The 26,892-nt window shown below is 38.2% G+C and carries 23 protein-coding genes; 13 read left to right on the top strand and 10 right to left on the bottom strand.

The genetic code is table 11. The annotated features are described in order from the left end of the window. Nucleotides 1–55: 55 nt before the first annotated feature. Together polA and JL102_RS01100 are read left to right on the top strand one after the other, a co-directional pair. Nucleotides 56–2,857, top strand: coding sequence for a DNA polymerase I (gene polA, locus JL102_RS01095; protein ID WP_202241763.1), 2,802 nt, complete (start codon nt 56–58; stop codon nt 2,855–2,857). 208 nt (nt 2,858–3,065) lie between these two features. Continuing rightward, nucleotides 3,066–4,040: a pyridoxal-phosphate dependent enzyme gene (locus JL102_RS01100; protein ID WP_237390286.1), complete on the top strand. Its 975-nt coding sequence runs from the start codon at nt 3,066–3,068 to the stop codon at nt 4,038–4,040. A 51-nt stretch (nt 4,041–4,091) separates the two neighbouring features. Here the strand turns inward: JL102_RS01100 and JL102_RS01105 are convergent, their stop codons facing one another. Both JL102_RS01105 and JL102_RS01110 read right to left on the bottom strand, forming a co-directional pair. Then, nucleotides 4,092–6,446: a S9 family peptidase gene (locus tag JL102_RS01105; RefSeq protein WP_237390288.1), complete on the bottom strand. Its 2,355-nt coding sequence runs from the start codon at nt 6,444–6,446 to the stop codon at nt 4,092–4,094. A 117-nt stretch (nt 6,447–6,563) separates the two neighbouring features. After that, entirely contained in the window at nt 6,564–7,442 is an 879-nt protein-coding gene (locus JL102_RS01110) for a diacylglycerol/lipid kinase family protein (protein WP_202241771.1), read from the bottom strand. Nucleotides 7,443–7,632: 190 nt separating this feature from the next. On the opposite strand from JL102_RS01110, the gene JL102_RS01115 reads away from it, so the two are divergent. Next, nucleotides 7,633–8,643 (top strand): App1 family protein, encoded by a 1,011-nt coding sequence (locus tag JL102_RS01115; protein ID WP_202241773.1) that lies wholly within the window; start codon nt 7,633–7,635, stop codon nt 8,641–8,643. Nucleotides 8,644–8,725: 82 nt separating this feature from the next. On the opposite strand, the gene JL102_RS01120 is transcribed toward JL102_RS01115, so the two are convergent. Together JL102_RS01120 and JL102_RS01125 are read right to left on the bottom strand one after the other, a co-directional pair. Next, nucleotides 8,726–9,388, bottom strand: a complete 663-nt coding sequence (locus JL102_RS01120; RefSeq protein ID WP_202241775.1) for a DUF4476 domain-containing protein — start codon at nt 9,386–9,388, stop codon at nt 8,726–8,728. An 805-nt stretch (nt 9,389–10,193) separates the two neighbouring features. Next, entirely contained in the window at nt 10,194–11,216 is a 1,023-nt protein-coding gene (locus JL102_RS01125) for an RluA family pseudouridine synthase (RefSeq protein ID WP_202241777.1), read from the bottom strand. Nucleotides 11,217–11,347: 131 nt separating this feature from the next. Between JL102_RS01125 and JL102_RS01130 the strand changes: the two genes are divergently transcribed. After that, complete coding sequence (locus JL102_RS01130; protein WP_202241779.1) at nt 11,348–11,830, top strand: hypothetical protein; 483 nt, start codon at nt 11,348–11,350, stop codon at nt 11,828–11,830. A gap of 1 nt (nt 11,831) precedes the next feature. Here JL102_RS01130 and JL102_RS01135 read toward each other — a convergent pair whose 3' ends face one another. Then, nucleotides 11,832–13,298: an ATP-binding cassette domain-containing protein gene (locus JL102_RS01135; RefSeq protein WP_202241790.1), complete on the bottom strand. Its 1,467-nt coding sequence runs from the start codon at nt 13,296–13,298 to the stop codon at nt 11,832–11,834. Nucleotides 13,299–13,301: 3 nt separating this feature from the next. Continuing rightward, nucleotides 13,302–15,761 carry a zinc-dependent metalloprotease gene (locus JL102_RS01140; RefSeq protein WP_237390290.1) on the bottom strand — a complete coding sequence of 820 codons (2,460 nt, stop codon included), beginning with the start codon at nt 15,759–15,761 and terminating at the stop codon, nt 13,302–13,304. A gap of 136 nt (nt 15,762–15,897) precedes the next feature. On the opposite strand from JL102_RS01140, the gene JL102_RS01145 reads away from it, so the two are divergent. The 8 genes from JL102_RS01145 to JL102_RS01180 all read left to right on the top strand — a co-directional run bounded on the left by JL102_RS01145 (nt 15,898) and on the right by JL102_RS01180 (nt 21,480). Then, on the top strand, nt 15,898–16,497 hold the full coding sequence (locus JL102_RS01145; RefSeq protein WP_202241792.1) for an RNA polymerase sigma factor: 600 nt from the start codon (nt 15,898–15,900) through the stop codon (nt 16,495–16,497). Continuing rightward, nucleotides 16,497–16,802, top strand: a complete 306-nt coding sequence (locus JL102_RS01150) for a hypothetical protein (RefSeq protein WP_202241794.1) — start codon at nt 16,497–16,499, stop codon at nt 16,800–16,802. Before JL102_RS01145 ends, JL102_RS01150 begins: the two co-directional genes overlap by 1 nt. Then, the gene (locus JL102_RS01155; RefSeq protein ID WP_202241796.1) at nt 16,789–17,487 is read left to right on the top strand and encodes an energy transducer TonB; all 699 of its coding nucleotides are present in this window, start codon (nt 16,789–16,791) and stop codon (nt 17,485–17,487) included. Before JL102_RS01150 ends, JL102_RS01155 begins: the two co-directional genes overlap by 14 nt. Before the next feature lie 200 nt (nt 17,488–17,687). After that, on the top strand, nt 17,688–18,002 hold the full coding sequence (locus JL102_RS01160; RefSeq protein WP_202241797.1) for a thioredoxin family protein: 315 nt from the start codon (nt 17,688–17,690) through the stop codon (nt 18,000–18,002). A gap of 307 nt (nt 18,003–18,309) precedes the next feature. Beyond that, nucleotides 18,310–18,897: a toxin-antitoxin system YwqK family antitoxin gene (locus tag JL102_RS01165; RefSeq protein ID WP_202242413.1), complete on the top strand. Its 588-nt coding sequence runs from the start codon at nt 18,310–18,312 to the stop codon at nt 18,895–18,897. Nucleotides 18,898–19,026: 129 nt separating this feature from the next. Next, nucleotides 19,027–19,455 (top strand): Hsp20/alpha crystallin family protein, encoded by a 429-nt coding sequence (locus JL102_RS01170; RefSeq protein ID WP_202241798.1) that lies wholly within the window; start codon nt 19,027–19,029, stop codon nt 19,453–19,455. A gap of 207 nt (nt 19,456–19,662) precedes the next feature. Further along, a complete protein-coding gene (locus JL102_RS01175) occupies nt 19,663–21,165 on the top strand; it encodes a Do family serine endopeptidase (protein ID WP_202241800.1) in 1,503 nt (500 codons plus the stop codon). A 132-nt stretch (nt 21,166–21,297) separates the two neighbouring features. Continuing rightward, nucleotides 21,298–21,480 (top strand): hypothetical protein, encoded by a 183-nt coding sequence (locus tag JL102_RS01180; protein WP_202241801.1) that lies wholly within the window; start codon nt 21,298–21,300, stop codon nt 21,478–21,480. A gap of 98 nt (nt 21,481–21,578) precedes the next feature. On the opposite strand, the gene JL102_RS01185 is transcribed toward JL102_RS01180, so the two are convergent. The 3 genes from JL102_RS01185 to JL102_RS01195 form a co-directional block, all read right to left on the bottom strand. After that, nucleotides 21,579–22,307, bottom strand: a complete 729-nt coding sequence (locus JL102_RS01185; protein WP_202241802.1) for a 1-(5-phosphoribosyl)-5-[(5-phosphoribosylamino)methylideneamino]imidazole-4-carboxamide isomerase — start codon at nt 22,305–22,307, stop codon at nt 21,579–21,581. Nucleotides 22,308–22,547: 240 nt separating this feature from the next. After that, the gene (locus JL102_RS01190) at nt 22,548–23,237 is read right to left on the bottom strand and encodes a response regulator transcription factor (protein ID WP_202241803.1); all 690 of its coding nucleotides are present in this window, start codon (nt 23,235–23,237) and stop codon (nt 22,548–22,550) included. Next, on the bottom strand, nt 23,227–24,702 hold the full coding sequence (locus JL102_RS01195; RefSeq protein ID WP_202241804.1) for a sensor histidine kinase: 1,476 nt from the start codon (nt 24,700–24,702) through the stop codon (nt 23,227–23,229). The genes JL102_RS01190 and JL102_RS01195 overlap by 11 nt, the downstream gene beginning before the upstream one ends. Nucleotides 24,703–24,882: 180 nt before the next feature. Here JL102_RS01195 and lysA point away from each other — a divergent pair, with 180 nt between their 5' ends. Next, the gene (gene lysA, locus JL102_RS01200; protein ID WP_202241805.1) at nt 24,883–26,115 is read left to right on the top strand and encodes a diaminopimelate decarboxylase; all 1,233 of its coding nucleotides are present in this window, start codon (nt 24,883–24,885) and stop codon (nt 26,113–26,115) included. Nucleotides 26,116–26,145: 30 nt separating this feature from the next. Here the strand turns inward: lysA and msrA are convergent, their stop codons facing one another. Beyond that, the gene (msrA, locus tag JL102_RS01205) at nt 26,146–26,802 is read right to left on the bottom strand and encodes a peptide-methionine (S)-S-oxide reductase MsrA (RefSeq protein WP_202241806.1); all 657 of its coding nucleotides are present in this window, start codon (nt 26,800–26,802) and stop codon (nt 26,146–26,148) included. Nucleotides 26,803–26,892: the final 90 nt, after the last annotated feature.

A 26,892-nucleotide genomic window follows, 5' to 3' on the forward strand; every position in this document is an offset into this window, starting at 1 on the left:
CGAATTATTATTTTAATTTGCCATCTGTTAGGTCAATTAGCTACCTTTATGCCCTATGAGTAAACCCGAGAAAAAACTTTTCCTATTAGATGCTTATGCATTAATATATAGAGCACATTTTGCCTTTAGTAAAAGCCCTAGAATTAGTTCTAAAGGCATTAACACTGGTGTGATGTTTGGCTTTACTAATACTTTACTGGAAGTGTTACAAAAACAGAAGCCTACCCATATAGCTGTAGCTTTTGATACCTCAGCCCCTACTTTCCGTCATGAAAGGTATGTGGAGTATAAGGCGCACCGTGAGGAGACTCCAGAAGATATTAAAACGGGTATTCCGATAGTGAAAGATATTGTAAGGGCATTTAACATACCCGTGATAGAGCTTGATGGCTATGAGGCTGATGACATTATAGGAACGTTATCAAAAAAGGCAGCTGAAAATAATTTTGAGGTGTTTATGATGACTCCCGATAAAGATTATGGTCAGCTGGTGCAGGAGCATGTATACTTATATAAGCCGGCTTACATGGGTAATGCGGTAGATATTTTAGGTGTAGAAGAGGTCTGCAAAAAGTGGGACATAGAATCTGTAGATCAGGTGGCAGATATGCTGGGCTTGCAAGGGGATGCTTCTGATAATATTCCTGGTATACCGGGGATTGGCCCGAAAACCGCTGCTAAGCTTATAAAAACTTATGGCTCAGTAGAGAATCTGGTAGAGCATGCTGACGACCTAAAAGGAAAACAGAAAGAGAATGTTCAGAATTTTGGAGCTCAGGGAATACTCTCTAAAGAACTGGCGACTATTAATACTGAAGTGCCATTAGAGTTTAACGAAGAAGATTTATTATACACTGGCCCTGATAAAGATAAGCTGCAACCCATTTTTGATGAACTGGAGTTTAGAACCTTGCTAAAAAGAGTTTTTGGTCAAGAGGCTTCTTCCGCTAGCGCTTCAAGTGCATCGTCATCAGGACAACTTTCTATGTTTAGCGCTGAAAGTAAAGAGGCCATAGAGGTAGAAGAAGAAGTAGTAACGGAGAAGAGCACAATAAAAACGGTGGCTCATGAATACCACCTAATCACCACACCGGAGAAAAGGAAGGAGCTTGCAACTTACCTTAAAAAGCAAAAGGAGTTTTGTTTCGATACTGAGACTACTAATATTGATGCCGTGGAGGCAGAAGTAGTGGGTATAGCTTTTTCATATGTAAAGGGAGAAGCGTTTTATGTAAGCGTGCCTTTAGATAGAGAGCAGGCCAAAGAGGTACTAAATGACTTTAAAGAGGTTTTAGAAGATACTGATATTGTTAAAATAGGCCAGAATTTGAAGTATGATATTCTGGTTTTGAAAAAATACGATATTCATGTGGAGGGAGATATTTTCGATACTATGCTAGCTCATTATGTGCTGGAGCCCGAAACCAAGCATAGCATGGATATGATCGCAGAGCAATATCTAAACTACATTCCTGTACCTATTTCTGACTTGCTTGGGCCAAAAGGCAAGAAGCAGTTAAATATGAAAGACCTTGCGCCCGAGGAGGTAGTGGAGTATGCTGGAGAAGATGCTGATATTACTTTACAGCTAAAAGAAGTGCTGGATAAGGAAATCAAAAAGGAAGAGAAATTAGCAGAGCTTCTTGATGAAGTGGAATACCCGCTGGTGCCCGTACTTGCTGATATGGAGTTTGAGGGAGTGCGAATAGACAAAGATGCGCTGGTTGATATGTCTAAGGAGTTGCAGGAGGCTAGCTTAAAAGTGCAGCAAGAGATCTATGAATTGGCAGGACAGGAATTTAATATTGCTTCTCCTAAGCAACTTGGGGAGGTGCTTTTTGATAAGCTTAAACTGGTAGATAAGCCTAAAAAGACTAAATCAGGTCAGTATGCTACTGGAGAAGAAATATTGAGCCGATTAGCTTCTGAGCATGAAATATGTAGTAAAATTCTCGATTTTAGAGAATATCAAAAGCTTAAGTCTACCTATGTAGATGCTCTGCCAAAGCTAATTAGTGGCGATGGTCGTGTTCATACTGATTATGGTCAGGCAGTGGCAGCTACAGGAAGGCTTAGCTCTAATAACCCTAATCTTCAAAACATCCCTATCAGAACTGAAAAGGGCCGAGAAATAAGAAAGGCCTTTGTTCCTAGAGATGATAATCATGTGTTGCTAGCGGCAGATTATAGCCAGATAGAACTGAGAATAGCGGCCTCTTTTGCGAATGATAGTGATATGATAGCTGCTTTTAAAGAAGGTAGAGACATCCATGCTACTACAGCTGCAAAAGTATTTAATGTGCCGGTAGAGGAAGTAGACTCCAACATGAGAAGAAAGGCCAAAGAAGTTAATTTTGGTATTATATATGGAATTTCTGCTTTTGGCTTATCGCAAAACCTAAACATACCTCGCTCTGAAGCCAGTGAAATTATCCAATCATATTTCAAGGAATTTCCTTCCATTAGAGAATATATGGATGACTGCATAGAAAAGGCGCGTGAAAAGGAATATGTGGAGACCATAAGAGGCAGAAGAAGGTATCTGCGAGATATCAACTCAAAAAATGCCACCATGCGTGGCTATGCAGAGCGGAATGCTATTAACGCCCCTATTCAGGGCAGTGCGGCAGATATTATTAAAATAGCTATGGTGAAAATACACCAGTGGTTGAAGGATGAGGGGCTTAAAACCAAAATGATCATGCAGGTACATGATGAATTGGTTTTTGATGTGCCTAAAGACGAGCTTGAAGTGGTGAGAACTAAGGTAATTGAACTGATGACTTCAGCGGTTGATCTCGAAGTGCCTATGGAAGTAGAAGCAGGTGTAGGTGATAATTGGCTAAAAGCGCACTAATTCTTTTACCGGTAAATTTCTGCACTTCACTCGATAAATTGGGTGGTTGAGTAGGTTTTGATTTCTTCGTTTTCTTCAGGATGTGATCTTTGTGGCATACCTGATTAAAACCATGAAAAAAGCAAACCAAACCGGCCTTCTCATTTTTGGAATTCTGATAGCCTTGGTGATAGTGGTGTTATTCATTTAGCAAATTATAACTGATTAAATGAATATCCACTATTTTTGGCTAATGAACATCAAACCAACGGCTCAAGACATTGAAGAGGCACACGAACGTGTGTCTCCTTATATTCATTACACTCCGGTTTATTCATCGGAAAGCATTAATAAAATAGCTCGTGCAGAGATTTTCTTTAAGTGTGAGAACTTTCAGAAGGTGGGCGCTTTTAAAGCACGTGGCGGTATGAATGCAGTATTGTCTTTGTCAGATGAGGAGAGGCAAAAGGGAGTGGCTACTCACAGTTCTGGTAATCATGCTCAGGCAGTGGCTCTGGCTGCTCAGCTGCAAGGCATACCAGCTCATATTGTTATGCCTTCTAATTCGGCTAAAGTGAAGATGGAGGCCGTAAGAGGTTATGGCGCTAATCTGATAGAATGTGAGCCTACGCTTCAGGCCAGGGAAGAGACTTTGCAGAAGGTTATAAGTGAAACAGGAGCGAGCATGATCCATCCTTATAATGATTATCGTATTATTCAAGGGCAGGCTACAGCAGCTAAAGAACTAATAGAATCAGTAAACGAGCCTTTAGATTATATTCTAACCCCTGTTGGTGGTGGAGGTCTTTTGAGTGGCACTTCGCTCAGTGCACATTATTGGTCTAATCGTACCCAGGTAATCGGCTGTGAGCCCGAGGGAGCAGATGATGCTTTTAGGTCTTTTCAAACCAAAACATTGGTGCCTATGGTTAACCCAGATACTATTGCTGATGGTCTCAGAACTTCATTAGGAGAAAAGCCTTTTGATATAATTAAAGAACATGTGTCTGATATTTTATTGGCGAATGATAATGAAATAGCAGCAGCCATGAAAATGGTTTGGGAGCGAATGAAGATAATAATAGAACCTAGTGCGGCGGTTCCTTTGGCCGTGCTATTGAGAAATAAGGAGTTGTTTGAAGGCAAGAAAGTTGGAATTATTATAAGTGGGGGCAATGTAGATGTTGGCTCACTGCCCTTTTAAACTACCCTATAAAAAAGAGGGCGGACATTCATTGAAAATCCGCCCTCTTTTTTATTCTTCTTTTTTCAATGTTTCCTCAAAGAGTTCATAAATTCTTCTGTACTCATCTGCCCAGCTGCTCGCTTCTACAAAGCCATGTCTCTCCATAGGGAAAACGGCCAAATCCCAGTCCTTTTTGCCTAATTCAATGAGCCTTTGTGATAGTCTTACCACGTCTTGAAACTGTACGTTATCATCTACCATTCCATGTAGCATTACCAGTTTCCCTTTCAATCCTTCAGCAAAGTAAATAGGAGAGCTTTTAGCATAAGCGATGCTGTCTTGCACTGGTGTATTTAAAATATTGGCAGTATATCCATGGTTGTAATGTGCCCAATCTGTGACTGAACGAAGTGCCGCACCACTTTGGAAGGTGTCTGGTGCAGTAAACATAGCCATTAGTGTGATGAAGCCTCCATAAGAGCCTCCATAGATTCCTATTCTGTCTTTATCAATGCCTTGTTCTTTTACTAAATAAGCAGCTCCATCTACTTGGTCAGAAAGATCTTTGCCTCCCATCCAGCGGTATATACCTGTGCGCCAGTCTCTACCGTAACCATCGCTGCCACGGTAATCAATATCTAAAACGGTATAGCCCATATCTGTGAGGTAGTTATGAAACATAAACTCACGATAATAAGAACTCCACCATTTATGTACATTTTGCAGATAACCAGCGCCATGCACAAATATTACGGCCGCCCCATTTGGCTTTTCTGGCTTATAAATTCTGGCGGGCACTTTTGCGCCATCTTCGGCTTCAAAACGAATGATCTCAGGATCTTTCCAGGAATAGGCATCGAACGCTTCGGTTGTAGAGTTCGTAAGTTGTTTCATAACCGCCCCCTCACTGTTTTTCATGAGGTACAGCTCCGTAGGTTTATTACTGTACGAGTATAATACTGCCAGCTGTTTTTCATCAGGTGAGATAGTAACATCGTTTTGGCCTTCCGAAGAGGTGATTTGTGTCATTTTACCTCCGGTTACAGGCATTTTATAGAAATGGTTGACGTGAGGAGATACCTTGTTGCTTTGCAGATAAAAGTATTTTTTGTCATTAGAGAGTTTGGCTTCTCTTATTTCAAAATCACCTTTAGTGAGTGCTTTCTTCTTTTTAGTTTTAATGTTATAGGTATACAAATGCGAGTATCCGGTTTCTTCAGATTGAAACCATATGGTTTCGTTATCAGCCAGCCAACCCAGATTGCCAGGGAAGAAGTTCCAGGAGCTGATGCCGGGGCCTCCAATCCAGGCATCATCATGTTGATGATCTACTAGTGTAAGCTTACCGCTAGCCAGATCTAGCAGCATAATCCAACGATCTTTGTTATCCTGAGAGCGGATATCAACAAAGGCATTACCATTTTTAGAAAAGAATGGGCCATGAAAAATTACCTCTCTCGGTGTTTCATATTTAGGATCGAAATCTCCATCAGCATAATCTTCTAAGAAGGCTGGTTTGTTATAAATACCCTCTATTTCCTTAGTGTCTAAGGTATAAGTAGTGTCATTTTTAATATCATAAATACCCATTTCATAAGTATCTTCTTCTATGCCTACTTTAGATCTGGCTGGGCTTTGAGTAGTATATCCCGACTCTGTTACAAAATGAGTGACTTCTGTATTTTTGTGCTTCGCCTCTTTTCTTAATCTATAGGTGATGTAAGCCATATCAGGACTCACTTTTTGGTCAAAAACATCTTTATCACCCACGTAAATTTCTAAAGGCCTTTCTGGCTTTAAGTTTTCTAGTTGCTCCTTGCTCAGTTCACTTTCTTCTTTTCTTTCGTTAAGCACTTCAAATAGAGCCAGTTGGTCATTTTTCAGCCATTCTTCTTGTGAAGAGGCCTTCGAGTCCTTTTTTTCCGACCCAGATTTAAAATTACTGAGCTGACGGGTGGTGCCATCTGTAATAGACCAGGAAAACAAATTTTTACCTACCGAATAAATGACCTGCTTTTGGTCTCCAGAAAATTCGGGGCCACTTTCGCTTTCTAGTGTATTGGTGATCTGTTTTACGCTTCCTGTTTTAGTATTGTAAAGAAAAAGGTCTCCATCTTTACTATATACCATCAGAGTATGATCATCATTATAAGTATCAATATATACTCTGGATTTTTGCTCATCATCAGTCATTTTGCTGATTTTTCCTGTGGCTGTTTCTACCTTATACATGCTTCTTACAAGCTCATGATCAGGGTTCCATGAAAAGTAGATATATCTGCTATCGGGGCTCCACTGTACTCTTTCAGGAAGGTAGCCTACAAAGTCTTCTCCCTTCATTATTTCAGGAATTGATAGGTTGGATGAATACTGTGCCTTGGCGGCGAAGGATATTAATAGAAAGCAACAGAGAATTCTTATCATAGTAATGGGTTTTAAATCATTCTAAAAATAAGGAATTCATTGGTATGAAAAACTGGCTTTGTTTGAATGGAGTTATGCTTGGTTGTTTGGTAATTGAGATCGAGTTTATTTTACTGACTAGCCTCTAATTACATGGAGCTGTGCAGGTTCTATTTGCACATGTACTTTTTTGTATTCACCGAGGTCTTCACCGTCAATCTGAAGAATATCAGATTTTTTGGTCGAGAGATGTAGCTCTTCTGCGCTTAAAATAGAAACGTAACGCGAGCGTTTCATTTGCCCGGTAAAAAAATGATACGCCAGGCTGAACATGGCATACCAAGGCGATGGTTTGAAAATGCAAATTTCGAATTTGCCGTCGTCCAGGTGCCCTTCCGGATTGACAACGGCACCTGTACCGTATTTAGTGGCATTAGCAAAAACCACCATTTCTGCTCTTTGATTAAACTTAGTGTAACCTAAGTCGAACTGATATTTGCGTGTTTTCTTCTTAAATAATGTGGCGAAAAAATGCCTTGCATAAGCCAATTTTCCTCGTGAACCACTGGCTTCAAATCTTTTAATTAAAGCAGCATTAAAACCAATGTCACTCAAATGAAGTGAAATATATTTCTTATTTATTCTCAGCACATCCATGTGGATGGTTTTTCCTGCTAGTATAATTTCTAGCGAGCCTTCAATATCTTCAGGAATATCTAACTCTGTGGCCAAGCCATTGGCAGATCCTAGCGGTAAGATTCCCAGCTTTACGTTATCCTTACCTAAAAGCACATTAGCTACCAGGTTAATAGTGCCGTCACCCCCACATGCAATAACTATATCCGGAGAAAGTTCTTTTATACGATCTGCAATTCTTTCTTTATCGTTTTTACCTTTAGTTTCAATAATGGAATATTCAGCCTGATGCGTTTTACAACAACCGTCTATTTGATGGTGTAAGTCAGATTTATCAATCCCTCCTGAAATAGGGTTTACTACAAACAATAAGTGGTTCATACGTCCATTGATAACATTAGTGTATTATGAATGGTTATCAATAAAATAGATATCTATCAAAAAGTTAATTAGGAAACCGGTTAAAAAACTGTCTTTACGCCTTAAAAAATGGCTTGGAGTACTGACCCCACCTACCATCATTCCTTATAGGGGCTATGGTTCCAGAAGAAAGGTATATCTCCGTGGACATGTGCTGGATGACAGGGTACTTTATGAGGCTAGCGAAGAAGATAAGAGAAGGAAGAATTTCCGAGCTATGATTAGTCGCTATCTCAGTGAGGCCATACCAGATGTAAGGGTGCGGGTGCGGTTATTTGGCTTTGAAAAGGAAGTGGTTACTGATGAAAATGGCCTTTTTGAGGCGTTATTTGAATTTGAAGAGGAACTACCTCAGCACGGCTGGCATACAGCAAGTTTTAAGGTTTTAGATATCCTAGTTGATGATCAAAAAGATATAGAAACTGAAACGGAGGTATATATTGAAGAGCCCAATTCATGCTTTGGTATTATCTCTGATGTAGATGACACTATTCTAATTTCTCATGCTACTCAAACCCTCAGGAAACTGAGGCTCATACTTACCAAAAATTCAAAAACCAGGTTGCCGTTTACGGGTGTGGCTGCCTTTTATGATGCGCTCCGAAGAGGGACCAAAAGTGAATCTTCAAACCCGATCTTTTATGTGAGTAGTAGTGAGTGGAATCTTTATGATTTCCTCGAAAACTTCTGTGAGGTACGGAATATTCCCAAAGGCCCTTTTTTACTGCAAGAGTTGAAAACCAGCTTATGGGAGCTTATGAAATCTGGTGGAGGCACACATAATCATAAATTGATCAAAATAAGACATCTTTTTGAGGTATATAAAGATCTGTCTTTTATACTCATTGGAGATAGTGGACAAAGGGATTCTGAGCTTTATGTTCAGATTACGCAAGAATTTCCTGGTAGGGTTAAAGCTATTTATATAAGAGATGTTTCTAAAAAGAGTAAAGAGAAAAAAGTGCTCAGGCAGGCGGAGGATATAAAGGCCTTAAATGTAGATATGTTATTAGTTTCTGATACGGCCGTAGCCGCAGAGCACGCGTATAGCAAAGGCTTTATTAATGAAGAGGAGCTTCAGCAAGTGATAAAAGAAACGCGGGAGCAGGAAGGGCGCTCAGAGAGTCTTGTGGGGCAAATTGTGGAAGGCAACACCGAATAGCTTTTTATCAGTATAGTGCGCGGTTTTTGCATGAGAAAAGCCTTTCAGGATTATTTGAAAGGCTTTTTGTTCAACACATTAACTAACCGTAAATAAATCTATCGAGTTCTATTATGCTGGTTCTGAATTGAAATGCAGCATGTATATCTGTGTAATTGTTCTGATCTACTGTTCGTTTATATGCCCATTTGGCAAATTTTAATTTAGACTCTTCTTCATCAAGAGCTGTTAATATTTGACCAAGATCATAGGTGGTGATTTTATTATCGCCAATATTATTTCTAGCAGTTAATAACCTATCCTGATCATTATGAGCATACTCTAATCGATCCAATAAAGTGTTCATGCTTCCTTCGCTTATTAGGGCATAGTACTTTTTGTTGTATAATTCTTCGGGTCTTCTGTAGTGGTTATCATAGATTCGTTTTATAGATGATTTTTGAATTTGGGCTTCTCGGCCTGTTTTTATAATCACAAAATCACTTTTAAAACCAGGCTTTATGTCTAGTCTATCTCTTAAGGTTAAGGTATTATGACTGTTGTAGACTTTAATTTGTACGTTTAGCAGGCCCCCGCCTCCCTGAACTTTTACTATTGATTTGGGTTGGTGATTGATAACCTTATTATTAATAATCACCTGAATTTTTTCTCCTTTGTCTGTTCTAAATGTAGCAGCAGCTTTTTCAGCTAAAGCAGATCCTGCAATAAATGCAGTGAATACGATAAGTAATGCAACCTTCTTCATGTCCTTAAAAATTTAGATTTAACATCTACATGAAATCAATAAGTCGGGATCTCATGAACTAAAGAAGTTATAAAGTGATATCAGTAAATAACTTATAGTGTGAATTAATCAAGAGCCATGCCAAAAGTGATTTTCTGTATTTAATAAACTGAATATCAGCTGTTTACATATACTAAAAAATCCATGAATTTGGTTTTATTACAGGTGGAGAGGTTGAGTAGTTATAAGTTTTGAATTTTGTAAAACCGTTGTGTAGATGTTACTATGTGTGCGTAACAAAATATTATAGACAAGACAGTAGGTCTATCAATTTAATAATTCAATATTATAGCGTTTGAGGCAGTTGCCTTTCATGTCATCAAAGTTATTCAAAAGTATGGCATAACCATTCTTAGATTTTACAGCCTCTTCGACGATTTCATAAATTTCAATAGCTCCTTGAGGGTCAACTCCTAGAAGATTAAAGATTAAACCATCACTCTTTGAGAGAGTTGTATAAATGGATAGAAATCTTCTAGGGTTGCCAGCAAGATGTGAAACTTTGTTCGTAGCTTTTAGTCTATCATCAGGAAATAGTGAAAATGATTACCATTCCATAGGTTTAGTGTTACAATTTCTCCCTTATTTAACAGGAAAGCGGGAATCTTGTATTTGTCTAACTGAAATCCTTGACAATCGACGACTACCATATTATTTGCTATAACTGTATTAGGACAAAAAGCTTATTTGCTAAATCTACTCCTTTCATATAAAATCACTTCATCTCCATTTTAAATCATACATGAACAATGATTGAGCCTTTCATTTAATTATACTGCACATAACTTCTCCACTTTTCTAATACTTGTGAGAAATCTTCAGGAAGCTCGCTGTTAAACTGCATAAACTCTTTAGTAACAGGGTGAACAAATCCTAGAGATTTAGCATGCAGGGCCTGTCTGGGTAATATTTTAAAACAGTTATCTACAAAGCTTTTGTACTTAGAAAAAGGAGTGCCTTTTAGAATTTTATCTCCACCGTAAGTAGCATCATTAAACAGTTCATGACCTATGTGTTTCATGTGGGCTCTGATTTGGTGGGTACGGCCTGTTTCCAGGTTACACTGCACTAGTGAAACATACCTGAGGTCTTCCAGTAGTTTATAATGGGTGATGGCATTTTTGCCTATGGTATCATCTTCATAAGCCACAGTAATCCTCCTGTCCTTCAGGCTTCTGCCCAGGTTAATATGTATAGTACCTTCATTAGGTTCAGGAGAGCCCCACACCAGCGCATAGTAGGTTCTTTCAATAGAGTGATCATAAAACTGCTTGGCGAGCCCATTCATGGCTTGTTCAGTTTTAGCGATTACAAGCAAGCCGCTGGTGTCTTTATCTATGCGGTGTACTAGTCCTGGTCGGCCCTCATTGCCCTCCATTTCTGGCAGATTTTTAAAATGGTATGCCAAAGCGTTTACCAATGTACCTTCCCAGTTTTGGTAAGCAGGGTGCACTACCATGCCCGCTTCTTTGTTCACCACAAGCACATGCTTATCTTCATAAACTATGTTGAGAGGTATATCTTGCGGTACTACTTCGGTTTCTCTCGGAGGCTCAGGCAGAGCAATCGTTATAATGTCATCAGGCCTTACCTTGTAATTAGGTTTTATTTCCTGATCATTCACTTTTACAAATCCGTCCTTTATGGCCGACTGCAGCTTGTTTCGGGTTACATTAGGGAGCCTGTCCATCAGAAACTTGTCTATCCTTAGTAATTGCTGCTTGGGGTCAGCCACTATACGATGATGCTCGTATAACTCATCGTCTTCAATAATATCAATATCCTCCATATAATTTTTTATAACCCGTTTTATGCAAAAGTAATAATATAATGTTGATAGTAAGGAAACAGTGTCAGCTTAGTGGATAAAAAGTGAGATGCTGATTTTATTATGGTTAGATTTGCTTTAAAATAAACGTTATGAATACAGAACTAAAAGATATAAAACCAGGAGAAGGTTTAGGTACTATAAAATTTGGTATGACTCGTGACCAGGTTAAGGAAATATTAGGCGAAGCAGATGTGGTAGAGAGCTATTCTTATACTGATTCTGATCAAGATCTTACAGAATCGTGGGATTATAAAGAGTTGAGTTTGTCTCTTAATTTTGATGAAGAAGATGATTGGCGTCTGATAGTGATTTCAGTAACCTCTGATTTTTACCAGCTAGATGGTGAAACGTTAATTGGTCAAAGTGAGGAAAAGTTGAAGGAAGTATTGGCTAAAGTAGGAATGGATGACCTGGAAATGGAAGACTGGTCGTCTGCCGAAAGTCCAGATCATAAGTTAATTGAATCCAATTCTCACTCAGTTAATTTTTGGATAAATGAAGGACGATTAGATGAGATACAGTGGTCTCCTCAGTTTATTGATGACGATACAATAAAATGGCCTGAATTATAAGTTAGGCCTGTTTTCCATCTATTAGCCTGATTGTGTTAGTAACACTTTCAGGTATTTCCTCCTCATAGTGGCTTACGAAAATGAGTGTAAGGTCGCTTTGTTCGCAAATGGTATCTATAATTTTTTTATGGTACATTTTCTGATTGTGAGTAAAGCCTTGAAATGGTTCGTCTAAAATGAGTAGTACCGGATTGGTGATCAAAGCCCTGGCTAATAGGCATAAGCGCTGAATGTTGATAGAAACGGAATAGAATTTTTCGTTAAAATATTGATCAATATTGAAAAGGGTCATCCATTGCAGAATTTTCTCTTTTCGGTCATTGGGTAATGCCGGAATAGATACCATTCTAAGATAAAAAGCAGTGGCTATTACATGTCCACAAGTCAGGTGACGAGGGAAGTATTGAAATAATTCGGGAGATACAAACCCTATTTTTGCTTTTAAATCCCATATACTTTCACCGGATCCCTTTTTCTTGTCAAAAAGAAAGATTTCATTGGCATAAGCTTGAGGGTTGTCTCCATTAATAAGGCTCAGTAAAGTAGATTTTCCTGCTCCATTTCGGCCTGTCAGAGCCCATCGCTCCCCTTGCTTAACAGTCCAATTAATGTGGTCTAAAATTAACTTGTTGCCATACTTTACCTTTACATCATTCATTTTTATGATGCTTTCATAAGCTGTATGGTTGTGCTGCATTAGTTTTTCCAGATCCTCTTTAGGAATATTTAGCGCTTCTTCTGATTGTAAGTACCTTTCTGCTTCTCTAGTCTTTACTTTTTGTATAGGTTGGTTATTTTTAAAAATAATGGCCTTTTCTATTTCTTCCGGAATATCGTGTTCAGAGGAATTCATGATAATGGTTACTCCAGAATAAGATATGTCAGGAATGAGAGAGTTGAAAAAAGCTCTACTTTCCTTGTCGAGACCCGTCATGGGGTTGTCCAAAAGTAAGATGGCCGGGTTCTTTAATAAGGCTGCGGCCAATAGTACTTTGCGGGTTTCTCCATTAGATAGTTTTATAAGTGCTTCATCTTCCAGTGATTTTAGGTTCAGTCTTTTTACCACTTTAGGAATAGTCCAATAGGGCTTTTTCCTAAATGACTTAATTTTAGCCAGATACTCTGATACTGTTTCAGAGTTTTCTGAATCAGATGAATTATACCTTTGCTGATAGTAGAATTTTTTTTCGGCATCCAGGCTTTTAAAATCATGACGTGCCAGTACAGAAGCAATAGGCTTTTTGATATCAGCTTTGCAGTAATTGTCAGAAAAATGGTAATAAAGCCTGCCTTTAGGAATGGATATTTTTCCAGCTACGGCATCCATAAATTCTGCTTTCCGTTTTTCGTTTTCACCTACAAGAATCGCATGTTCTCCTTCATGTATTTCAAGATCAATAGGTGGTATGGAGTGAGCAATGCCGTAACCTGCTACGGCATTTTCAAATTTCAGTAGTAGTGAATTCATGGTTTAATAACTGCCTATAGGCGATCCGTCAGGTGTATCAACCACCACAGGTAACTTATATTTTTCAGGTTCGTTTTGAAATGCTTCTATTTTATGAACAGCATAAGCGAAATGTGCTTTTTGTAGTTCATCGGATTTTTTCATAATGGAGTTAAGCCAGGTTTTTAGTTCGTCTAGTTTATAATAGACGATGGCTTTGGCCTGCTCACTGCTTTCTTCATTTGCGGCTAACCCCATAAGTTGAGTGAGTAAGGCATCATTTACAGTTCTTTGGATTTCGGCTTTGTAGGTGTTATTAGATGGTTTTTGCTCCCAAGTGGCAGCTATTACCTGATCTATGACATACTCCAAGCCAGGCTGCTCGCTATTGCGTGCATGATGTTCTATCAATCTTTGTGCGCGTGAGTGGTTGAATAGTAGCCCGAAAGTCATTTGAGCAGCACTTTCGGCTGCGGTAAGAGGGTCGAAAGTGAGTGAGGTCCGAATTTCAGTTAGCTCACGGCTTCTGCGGTACCCTAATGGCCGAGGAGGAATTATTTTTAGAAGATCTTCGGTAAGCATAAGCCGTTCTGGGGTTATAGTGGAAAGCAAAGCTCCCAATGCCAGCTTCTGTTCATTGGCATCTATAAGTTCAGTGACAGGCTGTCCATCGCCACGAAGCGCATACCTGTAGTTGATGCCGCCTATTATTTTAGAAACGGCTTCAGTCTGGTATCGGTGTAGGAAATAGACGGGTGCTAATACTTCTTCCAGTTCTGCATAAGGAGTACCTGTTTGGATGTTGTTCTCTCCAAAATTGTTAAGTGCAATTCTTCTCACTTCCAAAATGTGGTTCAGTTCAGTTACAGGACTTTTGCCATTGTCCCAGAGGTGTGCATAAGGATGGGCTCCCCCTTTTGGTCTTGCGTCTTGATCAGATAGAAAAGTAAGACCATTTTTTAATGACTCTTGTATTATTTTATTGAGTTCGGTTTTTTCATTCTCATTAGAAGGAAAGTCTCTGTATCCGTAGTTGATGGCTACTTTATCCCAAGCGCCTATTTTATCATCATAAGCATCTGATAGGTCTATTTCTCCATTGGTTATTTTAATGAGCGGGTGTGGATAATCCATCACCGAAGCCCTATTTTCTGAACTGGAAGTATAGCTATGTGCTAAGCCAAGTGTGTGGCCTACTTCATGAGCTGCTAGCTGTCGGAGGCGAGCCAAAGCCATTTCTTCCATTTCTTTAGGTACCGAAGTGCTATTTTTATAAGGAGCTAAAAGTCCTTCTGCTATCAGGTAATCTTGCCTTACTCTTAATGAGCCCAACAGCACATGACCTTTAATGATTTCTCCGGTACGGGGGTCTACTACTGATGAACCGTAAGACCAGCCCCGCGTAGATCGGTGTACCCAGTTGATAACATTGTAGCGTACATCTAATGGGTCAGCATCAGCAGGAAGTAATTTTACCTGAAAGGCATTTTTATAACCAGCTGCTTCAAATGCCTGATTCCACCAGCTGGCCCCTTCCATTAGTGCTGAGCGAATGGGCTCAGGAGTGCCTCTATCCATATAATAGATGATAGGCTCTATCGGCTCGCTTACCGCAGCATTAGAATCTTTCTTTTTTAATCGATGTCTGGTGATAAATCTTTTTTCCAAAGGCTCTCCAATGGGTGTAGCATAGTCATAGTATGAGGTAGAAAAATAGCCTGCTCTAGGATCGAATATTCTTGGTTCATAATCACCATCAGGTAGCTCTACAAATGAATGGTGAACGCGGACCGTAATGGCAGACGAAGTAGGAGTTACGCTTCTTATATAGCCGCCCTGCGCTTCTCCAGAAAAGGTGAGTGTGGCTTCAAATTCAGAGTTTTTTGGGAATGCCTTGGTTTGGGGTAAGTAAAGGGCTGAGCGGGATTTGTCTAGTGAATAGCTTCCTTGTTTACTCCTTTTTAAAGTGCTGATTACATGGTGTGAGTCAGAAATGAAAAAATCAGTGGCATCTACTAATACCTTTCCTTCTTCTTCGGCTACTAGTTTAAAGCCATAAAGTACTGATTGGGCAAAAGCGTCTCTTACGGCATTCTTTTCATCTTCACTTTCACTGATGGCTCGGTATTTATAATTGGGCTGAACTAATAAAATTTTCGGGCCTTTTCTTTCAAATTTCACTACCCGGTCATTGCCTAGCTGGTTTCTGTCTAGTCCTATGTCATTAGACCCTACACCTGCTGCCAGTGAGTTAACATATAGAAACTCTTCATCCAGCTTATCTATTTCCAGAAATATTTTATCAGATTTTTCGTCATAATAAAAAGAGAAATATCCTTCGTATTTCTTCATACCTGCGGTTTTTTCGTTGATTCCGCCTGTTGTGGTGCCTGACTCAGATGATGATCCTGAGTTAGAAGCAGCGCAGCTTAAGAATATGATGGGTAATAGAAAAAGAAGCTTATTCATCGCTATTGTTTTCATGCGGCTTAGAGTTTTAAAGGTTCTTTAAAACTAGACATTGACTTTGTGGTTCACAACTCTATTCTAATAATTGCAAGCAGATAATTATTTAAAAAAAATTAAATTAACCTGTGACCTTTTTAAAAACCACGGTTATATGATCAAAACCATTACCTTGAATAGCTTGAATAAGGCCAGACATATGACCGAAGAGGATATTACTCACGAACAGCGAGTGATAGAAGCATCTAAAAAAGATGCGAAGGCATTTGGTGCGATCTATGATCAGTATTATGAGGGTATATTTAATTTTATATACAGAAGAACTGATGATGAAGATCTAACAGCAGATATCTGTTCTCAAACTTTTTTAAAGGCATTACAAAACTTGAAGAAGTATGAGTTTAGGGGATTGCCATTTTCCGCCTGGCTCTATAGGATAGCAAGTAATGAGGTGAATAAGCATTTTAATAAAAACAAAAGGAATAAAATATTTAGTGTAGAAGAAGAGCGTGTGCTAGAGCTTTTTGAGCAACACGAAAATGATTTTAGTGAAGATCAAATTCGCTTGCTTATAGCTACATTGAGAGAGCTACCTACAGAAACTATGGAGGTTTTAGAGTTAAGGTTTTTTGAGGATAGAAGTTTTAAAGAGATCGCTTTTATATTAAATATAGGAGAAAGTGGAGCGAAGATGCGTCTATACAGGGCTGTTGAAAAGTTAAAGAAACATTTTAAAGTCAACTGGGAGCAATAATGAGCAGACATGAAATACGGTTAAGAAGAAAGAAAATGACTTCGAGGCGCATCGAGAGCCATAAGAACTATCATGATATTTTAAAGCAGCATGAGAAGAGCAGCGTGGGTAAGCGTGTGGTGAGGCTTATAATATATGTGCTCATACTCATAGGTTTATTATTGATAGCCTATTTTGCCGTAAAGGTGGTAGGGGCTAAAAATGAAAAAAGTGCTTGTAATGAACATATAGAAAAAGAAAATACATCCCGGCCGGATGATTTTATAAATGTTACACTAAACATGACAGACAATGGAAAAACGTAAAAATCCTGAAAAAGATGTAAGAAGGCTTTCGGGCTTATTCTTTCAGATTGGCCTGCTGGCAGCTATAATGTTGGTAGTAAGTGCTTTTGAATATCGTACGGCCATGGAAGCTCCCGATAATCCGGTAGATTTGGATGCAAGGGAAATGGATGTTTTGGAGACTATTTTGCCCACGGTACAAGTAAAAGAAAAGCCAGCACCACCACCACCGGTGAAGAAAAAAATAATGAATCCTATTCCCGATCCCGATATTCAGGATGTGGAGGAAGAATTGAAAAAAACCGTGGTAGTAGAGCTCCCACCTGTAGAAATAGAAGATCCTGTGATCGTAGAAAACCCTTTGCCCGAAGAGAAAGTAGATGATACTTTTCTTATTGTGGAAAAGATGCCTTCGCCTGTAGGAGGTGAGAGTGCACTGTATGAATTTATCAACAAACGCCTGAGGTATCCTGGTCAGGCACGCAGAATAGGTGTGGAAGGTACAGTGTATTTAAGCTTTGTGGTAGATAAAGATGGTAATATGGTGGATATACAGATTGCCAAAGGAATAGGTGCGGGCTGTGATGAGGAAGTGCTAAGAATTTTTGAAAAAAATTCGCCTAAATGGAATCCTGGCAAGCAAAGAGGGGTGCCTGTAAAGGTAAAGCAAGTGATCCCTGTAAAATTTGTGCTGGGAGAAAGATAATAATTTTACTATTCTATTTATTGAAGGGAGGGTGTGTCAAAAGTTGCTTTTAATAGTCACTTTTGACACACCCTCTTTGTTTTTATTGAAAATACAGTTCTCATTTATTTTGTCTATGACGCACTAAATTTTATTGATTGATAGTTCTACTCATTGTCTTTCGAAATCGTTTTCTTAGTATATGGTTAAAATATTTTAGTATGGAAAAGAAAATTGTGTCTGATGAAGAGTTTGAGAAGGTAATTAATGCACATGACAAAGTGATGGTTAAATTTTCAGCCGATTGGTGTGGGGTTTGTAAGCGGTTTGCTCCTATTTATAATAGGCTGGCTGCGGAAGAGAAATATGGGCACATTAATTTCGTAGAAGTGTCTGCTGAGCAAGCTCCTAAAACCCGATTAAAGGCCGGGGTTTATAGCCTTCCTTTTTTTGCCACTTTTGAAAAAGGAGCTTTAAAAGACAAGGTTACTTCTGATAATAAAGAGAAGGTGATTGCGCTGCTAGAGGAACTTTAAGGCAGTCAATGGTTAAATTTTGTTAGTTTTTATGAGCTTGGCTTGAGCGGTTTTTATAGGTAAAGGACCGCTCAATTTTTCATTAGCAGATTAACACTATGTTGCATATTAGATAATATAGAAAAATGATGGACAATCCTCTATGTATTTTTCCCTTTTGAGCTAATCTTCATTCCGAAAGATGCGCTCTTTTGCTTTCATTACTTTTTGATATAAAATACTGCTCAAAATCCACCTTATTCTTTTTATTTTATCGCCCATATTTTATAATTGAGCTTTATTTTTATTCATTAACACTTAAAATATCATGAAGTATTTTTTTGCTTTTTTTATTTCTATAGGATTGTTTTCATGTTCAGATAATCAATTGGCTGATAATAATGCTCTTAGCAATGAAGGGGCATCAGCCATTCACAAAGGCGCCATAAAGGAATCTTATGAGGATGCCTCAGGTATGGTTAAGGTCACAGTTAAAAATGATGCAGGTAATGTGGTAGAGCAGGGAGACTTATTGAATGATAAGAAAACGGGGAATTGGACTACGTTTTATGCAAATGGTGTGGTTAAATCTGTAACGGGATATGTAGATGGTGTAATGCAGGGTATGCATGTAGAATTAGGGCAGCGAGGAGAGATAGAGAAGAGAAGTTATTACCATAACGGTCAGCTGCATGGAGACTATGTGGTTTATAACCGAAATAGAATAAAAGAAGAAAAAACCTACGAAAATGGCTTGTTGCAAGGGGTGGCTAAGTCTTATTATGATAATGGCACCCTGATGGAGGAAAGCCCTTATACTGATGGCAAAAGAAACGGTATTTCTCGCTGGTATGATCAGGAAGGCAATGTGTCTATAGAGTATGAATATGATAATGGGGAGTTAGTTGAAAAATAGACAAAATGTCACTTTTTTTGCTATTTTGGTCTTTACTGAAGCGTCAATTTGTCTTATTCTCCGTCTGGCATTCTAATTGTAAAAATGTTATTGAATTTGATTTAATAACATTTTAAAAGGAGGTATATTATGACACTCATTAGAAGAACAAATGACCTGTTTCCTACTTTCTTTGACGATTTCTTATCAAGGGACATGTTCAATTTCTCAGGCTCAAATGCTACGATGCCTGCAGTAAATATAAAAGAAAGTGAAAGCGATTTTCAGGTAGAAGTAGCTGCTCCGGGAGCAAATAAAAAGGACTTCAAAGTAGAGGTGGATAACAACTTGCTGACCATTTCTTATGAAAAAGAAGTGAAAAACGAAGAAAAGAATGATGAAGGGAAATTCACCAAAAGAGAGTTTAACTATCAATCATTTCAAAGGTCATTCACTTTACCTAGCACCGTATTAGGAGACAAGATCGAAGCTAAATATACCGATGGTATTTTGGCTCTTTCAATTCCTAAAAAAGAAGAAGCTAAAACGGCTACATCTAGATTAATAGAAATTTCTTAGTCATTGAATATTTTGAAAGGTCACCCTCTGATTAATGCGGAGAGGTGACCTTTTTTATTTAGTAATTGTACTTTAACAATTTTTAACTTACTCTTTAAACTAAAAAATAGGTTATAGCGTAAATAAAATTACAGTTGCTCACGTTAGAATGTGCAATGTGTTATCGAACCTTTATTGCAAGTGTTTTAATCAAGAAAAACAGAAAGTATGAAGAAGTTTAGTGCATTAATAATGGCTGCTGTTTTAGGTAGTGCATTAACTATAGGGTCATTCCAGGTGTTTGACCTTAATAATAATGGTAAAACCATTAAAGTAGAACATGTAGATGGTACCCCTGCAGTAAAAACGGCCTACTCCACTAATGAAGCTGGAGACCTGGTAGCTTTAGATTTTTCGGCAGCGGCAGAAAAAACAATGGATGCAGTAGTAAACATCAGGTCTACAAGTACAGGTAATTATTCCTCAAGAGGTCAGCAAGTGCCGGATGAGTTCAGAGATTTCTTTGGTCCCTTCTTTAGGCAGCCGGAGGGAGGCGCTCAGCCCAGAGTAGGTACTGGTAGTGGCGTAATTATAAATAACAAAGGTTATATAGTTACTAATAATCATGTGATAGCAGATGCTGATGACCTTGAAGTAACGCTGCATGATAATAGAAGCTATAAAGCAAAAGTTATAGGTGCAGATCCTACTACAGATATTGCTTTGATAAAGATAGAAGAGGGTGATTTACCTTACCTTTCGTTAGCTAATTCTGATGAAGTAAAAGTAGGCCAGTGGGTAATGGCTGTGGGTAACCCTTACAACCTTAACTCTACTGTAACGGCGGGTATAGTAAGTGCTAAAGGGAGAAGCATTGGTATTTTGGCTGAAAATAATATTAGAGATAGTCTGAATACAGCCATAGAATCATTCATACAAACAGATGCAGCAGTAAACCCAGGAAATAGTGGAGGAGCTTTAGTAAATCTTAATGGTGATCTTGTAGGTATTAATACAGCTATAGCAAGCCCCACAGGATCTTATTCGGGATATTCTTTTGCAGTGCCAGCTAATATTGTGAGTAAAGTAGTTGAAGACCTTATTGCTTATGGAACAGTACAGAGAGGATGGTTAGGAGTACAAATACAAAATGTAACTGGTGAGTTTGCCAAAGACAAGAATATAGACCTATACTCAGGAGTGTATGTAGCAGGGATGGATCCTATGAGTGGAGCTAAAGATGCAGGAGTGAAAGAAGGAGATGTGATTACAGGTATAGACAATAGAAGAATAGATAATACTGCTCAGCTGATAGGCTATATAGGTAGTAAGAGACCTGGAGATAAGGTGGAGCTAAAGGTAAATAGAGAAGGTAAGGAGCTTTCTTACAAAGTGGAACTCAAAAACAGACAAGGAAACACTGAAGTAGTGAAAAAAGAGACTTCTGAGATACTATCTGTTTTAGGCGCTGAATTAGAAGATGTTGATAATGCCACTTTAAGTAAATTGGATCTTAAGTCTGGAGTAAGAGTAAAAGCATTGAAGCCAGGGAAAATCAGAAAATTTACTGATATGAGAGAAGGATTTATTATTACCAAGATAGATGGAAAAACAGTGAAGAGTAAGGAAGATGTGGTGAAGATTCTTGAGAATAAAGAAGGCGGTGTGCTGATTGAGGGAGTTTATGATGGCATGTCTGGTTCTTACTATTATGGATTAGGATTATCTTAATATTAACTGTAATTAAACTTTATATAAGTCTTGTTAATAATTGTAGATTTTACGATCTTTTGTTAAAAAAAATCGTATACTTAAGGTAAGAACGATATTGTTATATTAATTTATAATAGTTGGGAGATGCCTATGAAAAGACTTTTTAAAAAAGGAGAGCGTGTAAAAAGTAATAGAGATGGGAAAGTGATGGAGGTATTACATTACATTAAGGATAAAAGCTCTTATCTAGTGGAATGCGCTTGGTTTGATCTAGAGAAAAAAGAGGTCAGAACCTACACTCTAAAGCAGGACAGTTTATTAAAAGCAAGTTAAATCTTATAGCCCCGAAGATATTCGGGGCTTTTAATTTTTGATGATTTTATCAAAGAGTAGGTAAAACTCAGCTTAGTGAGCTTTAGGACTGAAATCCGTTACACTTTCACAAGGTAAGATTCCAGTTCTTTCAGTTTTATGCGGCCTTCATAATAGGCTTTACCAAATATTACGGCAAACACACCCATATCATTAAGCCTTTTGATATCATCTACGTTTCTTACCCCACCACTGGCTAATACACAAATGTCTGGAAAGGTATCGATAATTTTTTGATACAAATCAAAAGAAGGTCCTTCCATGAGGCCATCGCGTGCTATATCTGTAGTTTTAACATATTTAAGGCCTCTTGAATAAAAGTACTCTATATGATCAAACAGCTCTATGTCGGTGGATTTTTGCCAGCCACGTATAGCTATTTTTCCGTTCATGGCATCTGCACCAAGAGTAATTTTTTCTCGGCCATATGAAATAATCCATGAGGCAAAAAGCTCCTTCCGAGCTACGGCTACACTGGCAGCAGTTATGTATTTGGCTCCATATTCATAGGCTTTGCTTATGTCTCCATCAGTATGAATACCACCTGTAAAATCTACTTTTAAGTTAGTGTGGCCTGTTATAGCTTCTAAAATATGATAGTTAACGGGCTCCCCTCTTCTGGCGCCATCTAAATCTACTAAATGGACTTCTTCTATACCATGGTCCTCAAAGTTTTTGGCAAGGTCAAGAGGGCTCTTGTCGTACACCTTTTCGCGAGATAAGTCTCCCTGCTGTAATCGTATTACTTTCCCATCATTAATAATGATCGAAGGTATTATCTGAATCATCGGAATATAGGGTTATAGGTTCTGGATCAATAAAATTATTTTTAATAAATGGTTGCATTTCTCCTTGCACACCTTACTAATTCCGAGCAAAAAATTCTCCTTTTTTAAGTACTTTGTTTTTGTTTGGAATCAAACAGAAAAGTAAGAAAAATAGAGGTAACTTACAAGATAGCTTACATCTACATCATCAAATATTTAAAAGGGCAAAATATTATTTTATGGTTTTATAAAGAAATTAGTCTATAAATTAATGAGCTTGAAGCCCTCACCATGTACAGTTAGGATTTGAAGAGACTCATCTTTTTTAAGATACTTTCTTAGTTTAGTAATATACACATCCATGCTCCTGGCATTGAAGTAAGAATCATCTCCCCAGATGCTGTTTAGCGCTATTTTTCTGGAAAGCACCCTGTTTTGATGTTTGCACAGTAGCGTGAGTAGATCATTTTCCTTAGTGGTGAGCTTGGTAGTTTCTCCTTTAAAATCTAATATCCTTCGGGTAGGATCAAATTTGTAATCTCCAATATTAAACTCAGCAGGCTGCTCACCCGCAATAGGGGCAGAACGCCTTAAAATAGCTTTCAGTCTAAGTAAGAGTTCTTCCATGCTAAAGGGTTTGGTAACATAATCATCAGCCCCTATGGTGAGTCCTTTTATGGCATCTTCTTTCATGGATTTGGCCGTAAGAAAAATCAATGGAATGTTTTTATCCTGATTACGAATTTCTTGCGCCAAAGAAAAGCCATCTCGCTTAGGCATCATAATATCTAAAATGCACAGGTCATATAGTCCAGGCGCAAAAGCTTGGAGCCCTGACTCTCCATCTCGATACAAATCAGCTTTATAGCCTTTCAGTTGCAGATATTCCTTTAATATCTGTCCTAGATTTTGATCATCTTCTACAATGAGTAATTTTATTTTATTCTCCATTTTTAAAAGGAAGAAATATGCTAAACGTGCTACCCTGCCCTAAAACAGATCTAACAGAAATATCGCCGCCGTGCATATTTACAATTGATTTAACATAACTAAGTCCGAGACCAAAGCCTTTAACATCATGCCGATCACCGGTGTGCACCCTATAAAATTTATCAAAAATTCGCTTTAATTCTTCCTGCTTCATCCCTTTTCCCTGATCAGAAATTTCTATTATAATACCATCTTGAATGTTAAAAGTAGAGATATTGATAAAAGGCTTATCTGGCGAATATTTCATAGCGTTATCCAACAAGTTGAGCACCACATGAGATAGGTGTTCATAGTCTCCCAGGATATTGTCATTTGAAGCATTTAGCTTAAGCTCCACTTCTCCGCTTTTGGCTTCCAGCGGTACTCTTATTTTAGAAACCACATTTTCTATGAGGTCATGTAGCTTTAGGTCTGTATTTTTAATTTGAAAAGACGGTTTGTCTAATAAGGCTGATTGCAATACCTTTTCTACCTGAGTGGCTAGCCTGTTGTTTTCATCTTTTATTACATCCAGATACCTTAGTAGAATGCTATCGTTTTGTCGCATTTCTTTTTCATGAAGAGCCTCACAGGCAAGGCCTACAGTGGCTATAGGTGTTTTTAGTTCATGAGTCATATTGTTGATGAAGTCATTCTTCATCTCAGATAATTTCTTTTGTCTTATGATGGTGTAAATGGCATAAGTAAAGCAGCCTATAATAAGTAAAATGAAAACTACCGAAGTGGCCAGTGTTGCCCATATTTCTCTAAACAAGAAGGCGCTTTCATCAGGAAAGTTTACCGTTAAATAATGGGTACTTCCCAGTATATCATTAGGGAAAAGTCGAGCTCTGAGTGGAGAGTGCTTTACTTTTTTGATGTCGTTATTGGTATTAGTATATAGCACACTATCCATGTAAGGGTTCCATACGGCAAAGTCATAGTTGAGCTCTATACCTCGCTCAAAAAATTCTTTGTCTAGCATAGACTCCAATATGTCTGGGTTTACTCTTTCATGTATACTCCTCTTTCTGCCAAACATCTCTTCTACTACTACATTAACCATTTCTGATTTGCGTAATAGCTGATTTTCTGACCGTAGATCTGGGTTTATAATATTAAACCAGAATGCATGATGGCCCCAGTAGTAAGAGGGGTTTGTTACTTCAGAGCTGTCCTCATTATAATTGCCTGAAGAAGATTCAAACCTGCGCGTGCTCTGAGATACCACTCCCGGATATACCCGTAGAATATTATGAGTGAAATCATAAGCATCTTTCTTCTCAAGCCGCTGAGATACCAGCTGTAAAGATTGCTGTACCTTCTGCTCAAATTGTTTCTGATTTAATTTTAGAGCATTATTAATCCAATACACCTGAAAGCTGGTGAGTCCAATTAATGCTACAGACATTAACGATATGACAATCCAAATAATGTGCTTCTTCATTAGGCTGCAATTTCGGCAGTTTTGGTAACAATCTTACCTTATTGAATGCGCTTAAGCTTCAATTTAACCAATTTTAACCGAAGACTTGATTTGGTATGGCAGTATTACAATGGTATTTGTCTTATTATATTCTAAAACCTTTGTTGCTTTTTATATCTTTGACGAATATTTTTTTACAATATGGAATTAAACAACAACACTTATCAGCTTCAGGGTATTGACTTGACTCAGATAGCAGAGGAATTTGGAACCCCTGTATATGTTTATGATGCCGATAAAATCATAAGTCAGCTTCAAAGTTTAAAGGATGCTTTTTCTACTCAAAAGCTGAAGATTAAGTATGCGGCGAAATCATTAACTAACATATCTGTGTTGAAGTTAATGAAAAAGCATGGTGCCGGGGTGGATGTTGTTTCTATACAGGAGGCCAGGCTGGCTATGAAAGCTGGTTTTACGCCTGATGAAATATTATTTACACCTAACTGTGTTTCTTTTGCTGAGCTACAGCAAGGAGTAGAAATGGGGCTTATTATTAATATAGATAATATTTCTATTCTTGAGCAGTTTGGACATACTTATCATGATTCTATTCCGTGTTGTGTTCGTTTGAATCCTCATATTATGGCTGGTGGTAACGCGAAAATATCTACCGGTCATGGAGATTCTAAATTTGGTATTTCTATTTACCAAATGGCTCATTTGCTAAGGGTGGTGAAAACCAATAACATACATGTAAAAGGGCTGCACATGCACACCGGATCTGACATACTGGATGCAGAGGTATTCTTAAAAATGGCCGATATTTTATTTGATGTGGCTAATGATTTTCCTGATCTGGAGTTTATTGATTTTGGTAGTGGTTTTAAAGTAGCCTATAAGCCTAATGATATTACTACAGATGTAAAAGAGCTGGGACTAAAGCTAGGAAATGCCTTTGATAAATTTTGTGAGTCTTATGGCAGAAGATTAGAAATGTGGTTTGAGCCAGGCAAGTACTTGGTAAGTGAATCCGGATATTTTCTTGTAAAGGCTAACGTAATAAAAACTACACCTGCTACCGTGTTCGTGGGCGTAGATTCTGGATTGAACCACTTGATACGACCTATGATGTACGATGCACATCATGAAATTTTTAATGTCTCAAATCCTTCTGGTATAAAGAGAGTATATTCTGTGGTGGGGTATATATGCGAAACAGATACTTTTGGCTGGGATAGAAAGCTCAATGAAGTAAGAGAAGGAGATGTATTGGCTATAAAGAATGCAGGAGCTTATGGTTTTAGCATGGCGTCTAATTATAACTCCAGGTATAGACCGGCAGAAGTTTTGGTTTATGAAGGGAAAGCTCGCCTCATACGCCAGAGAGAGACCATGGACGATATTTTGAAAAATCAGATAGAGATAGATATATAACAAAAAAGCCCGGAACTCCGGGCTTTTTTGTTATTGGTATTCTTCTTTCAATTTATCTTTAAAGTGCTTCATGAATTTTTCTACTTTAGGTTTTGAAACACTCCTTACGTAAGGGTCATCTGGGTGTATTTCATAATAACCCTGATGATAATCTTCAGCGTCATAAAAAGCCTTAAATTTTGTTATTTCCGTTACTATTTTACCGTTATATTCAGATTGATTCAGTCTATTTTTGACCTCTGTAGCTATTTGTTTTTGCCCATTATCTTTATAAAAAACGGCTGATCTGTATTGCTTTCCTACATCTGGACCTTGACGGTTTAATTGGGTGGGATCTATTGATCCAAAGAAGATTTCTACTAATGTTTTATATGAAACCACTTTAGGGTCAAAAAACACTTTTACAGATTCTGCATGGTTCGTCTTGCCATAGCTCACCTCGTGGTAAGTGGGGTTTTTCTGGTCTCCTCCGCTATATCCAGATACGGCAGCCTCTACCCCTTTAACACGTTCAAATATGGCCTCTATACACCAGAAGCAGCCTCCGGCGAAATAAGCGGTATCTAGTTCAGCAGCCTTATCATCACTTATTTCCAGCGTAGAAAGCTGTTTAGATTCTGTCTTGGCACCACAGCTTGCAGCCATGAATAAGAATACTATTACGGTAAATTTGAAAACAAGCTTCATAATATCAGTGTTATAGTCTCAAGAATACAAACGGGCTGGCAAGTTGATTTGTTTACAGCCTGCCAAGTCAGATTGTTATTATTAGGAAAT

The sequence above is a fragment of the Fulvivirga sediminis genome (assembly GCF_016757215.1).
GTDB classification, from domain to species: Bacteria; Bacteroidota; Bacteroidia; order Cytophagales; family Cyclobacteriaceae; genus Fulvivirga; species Fulvivirga sediminis.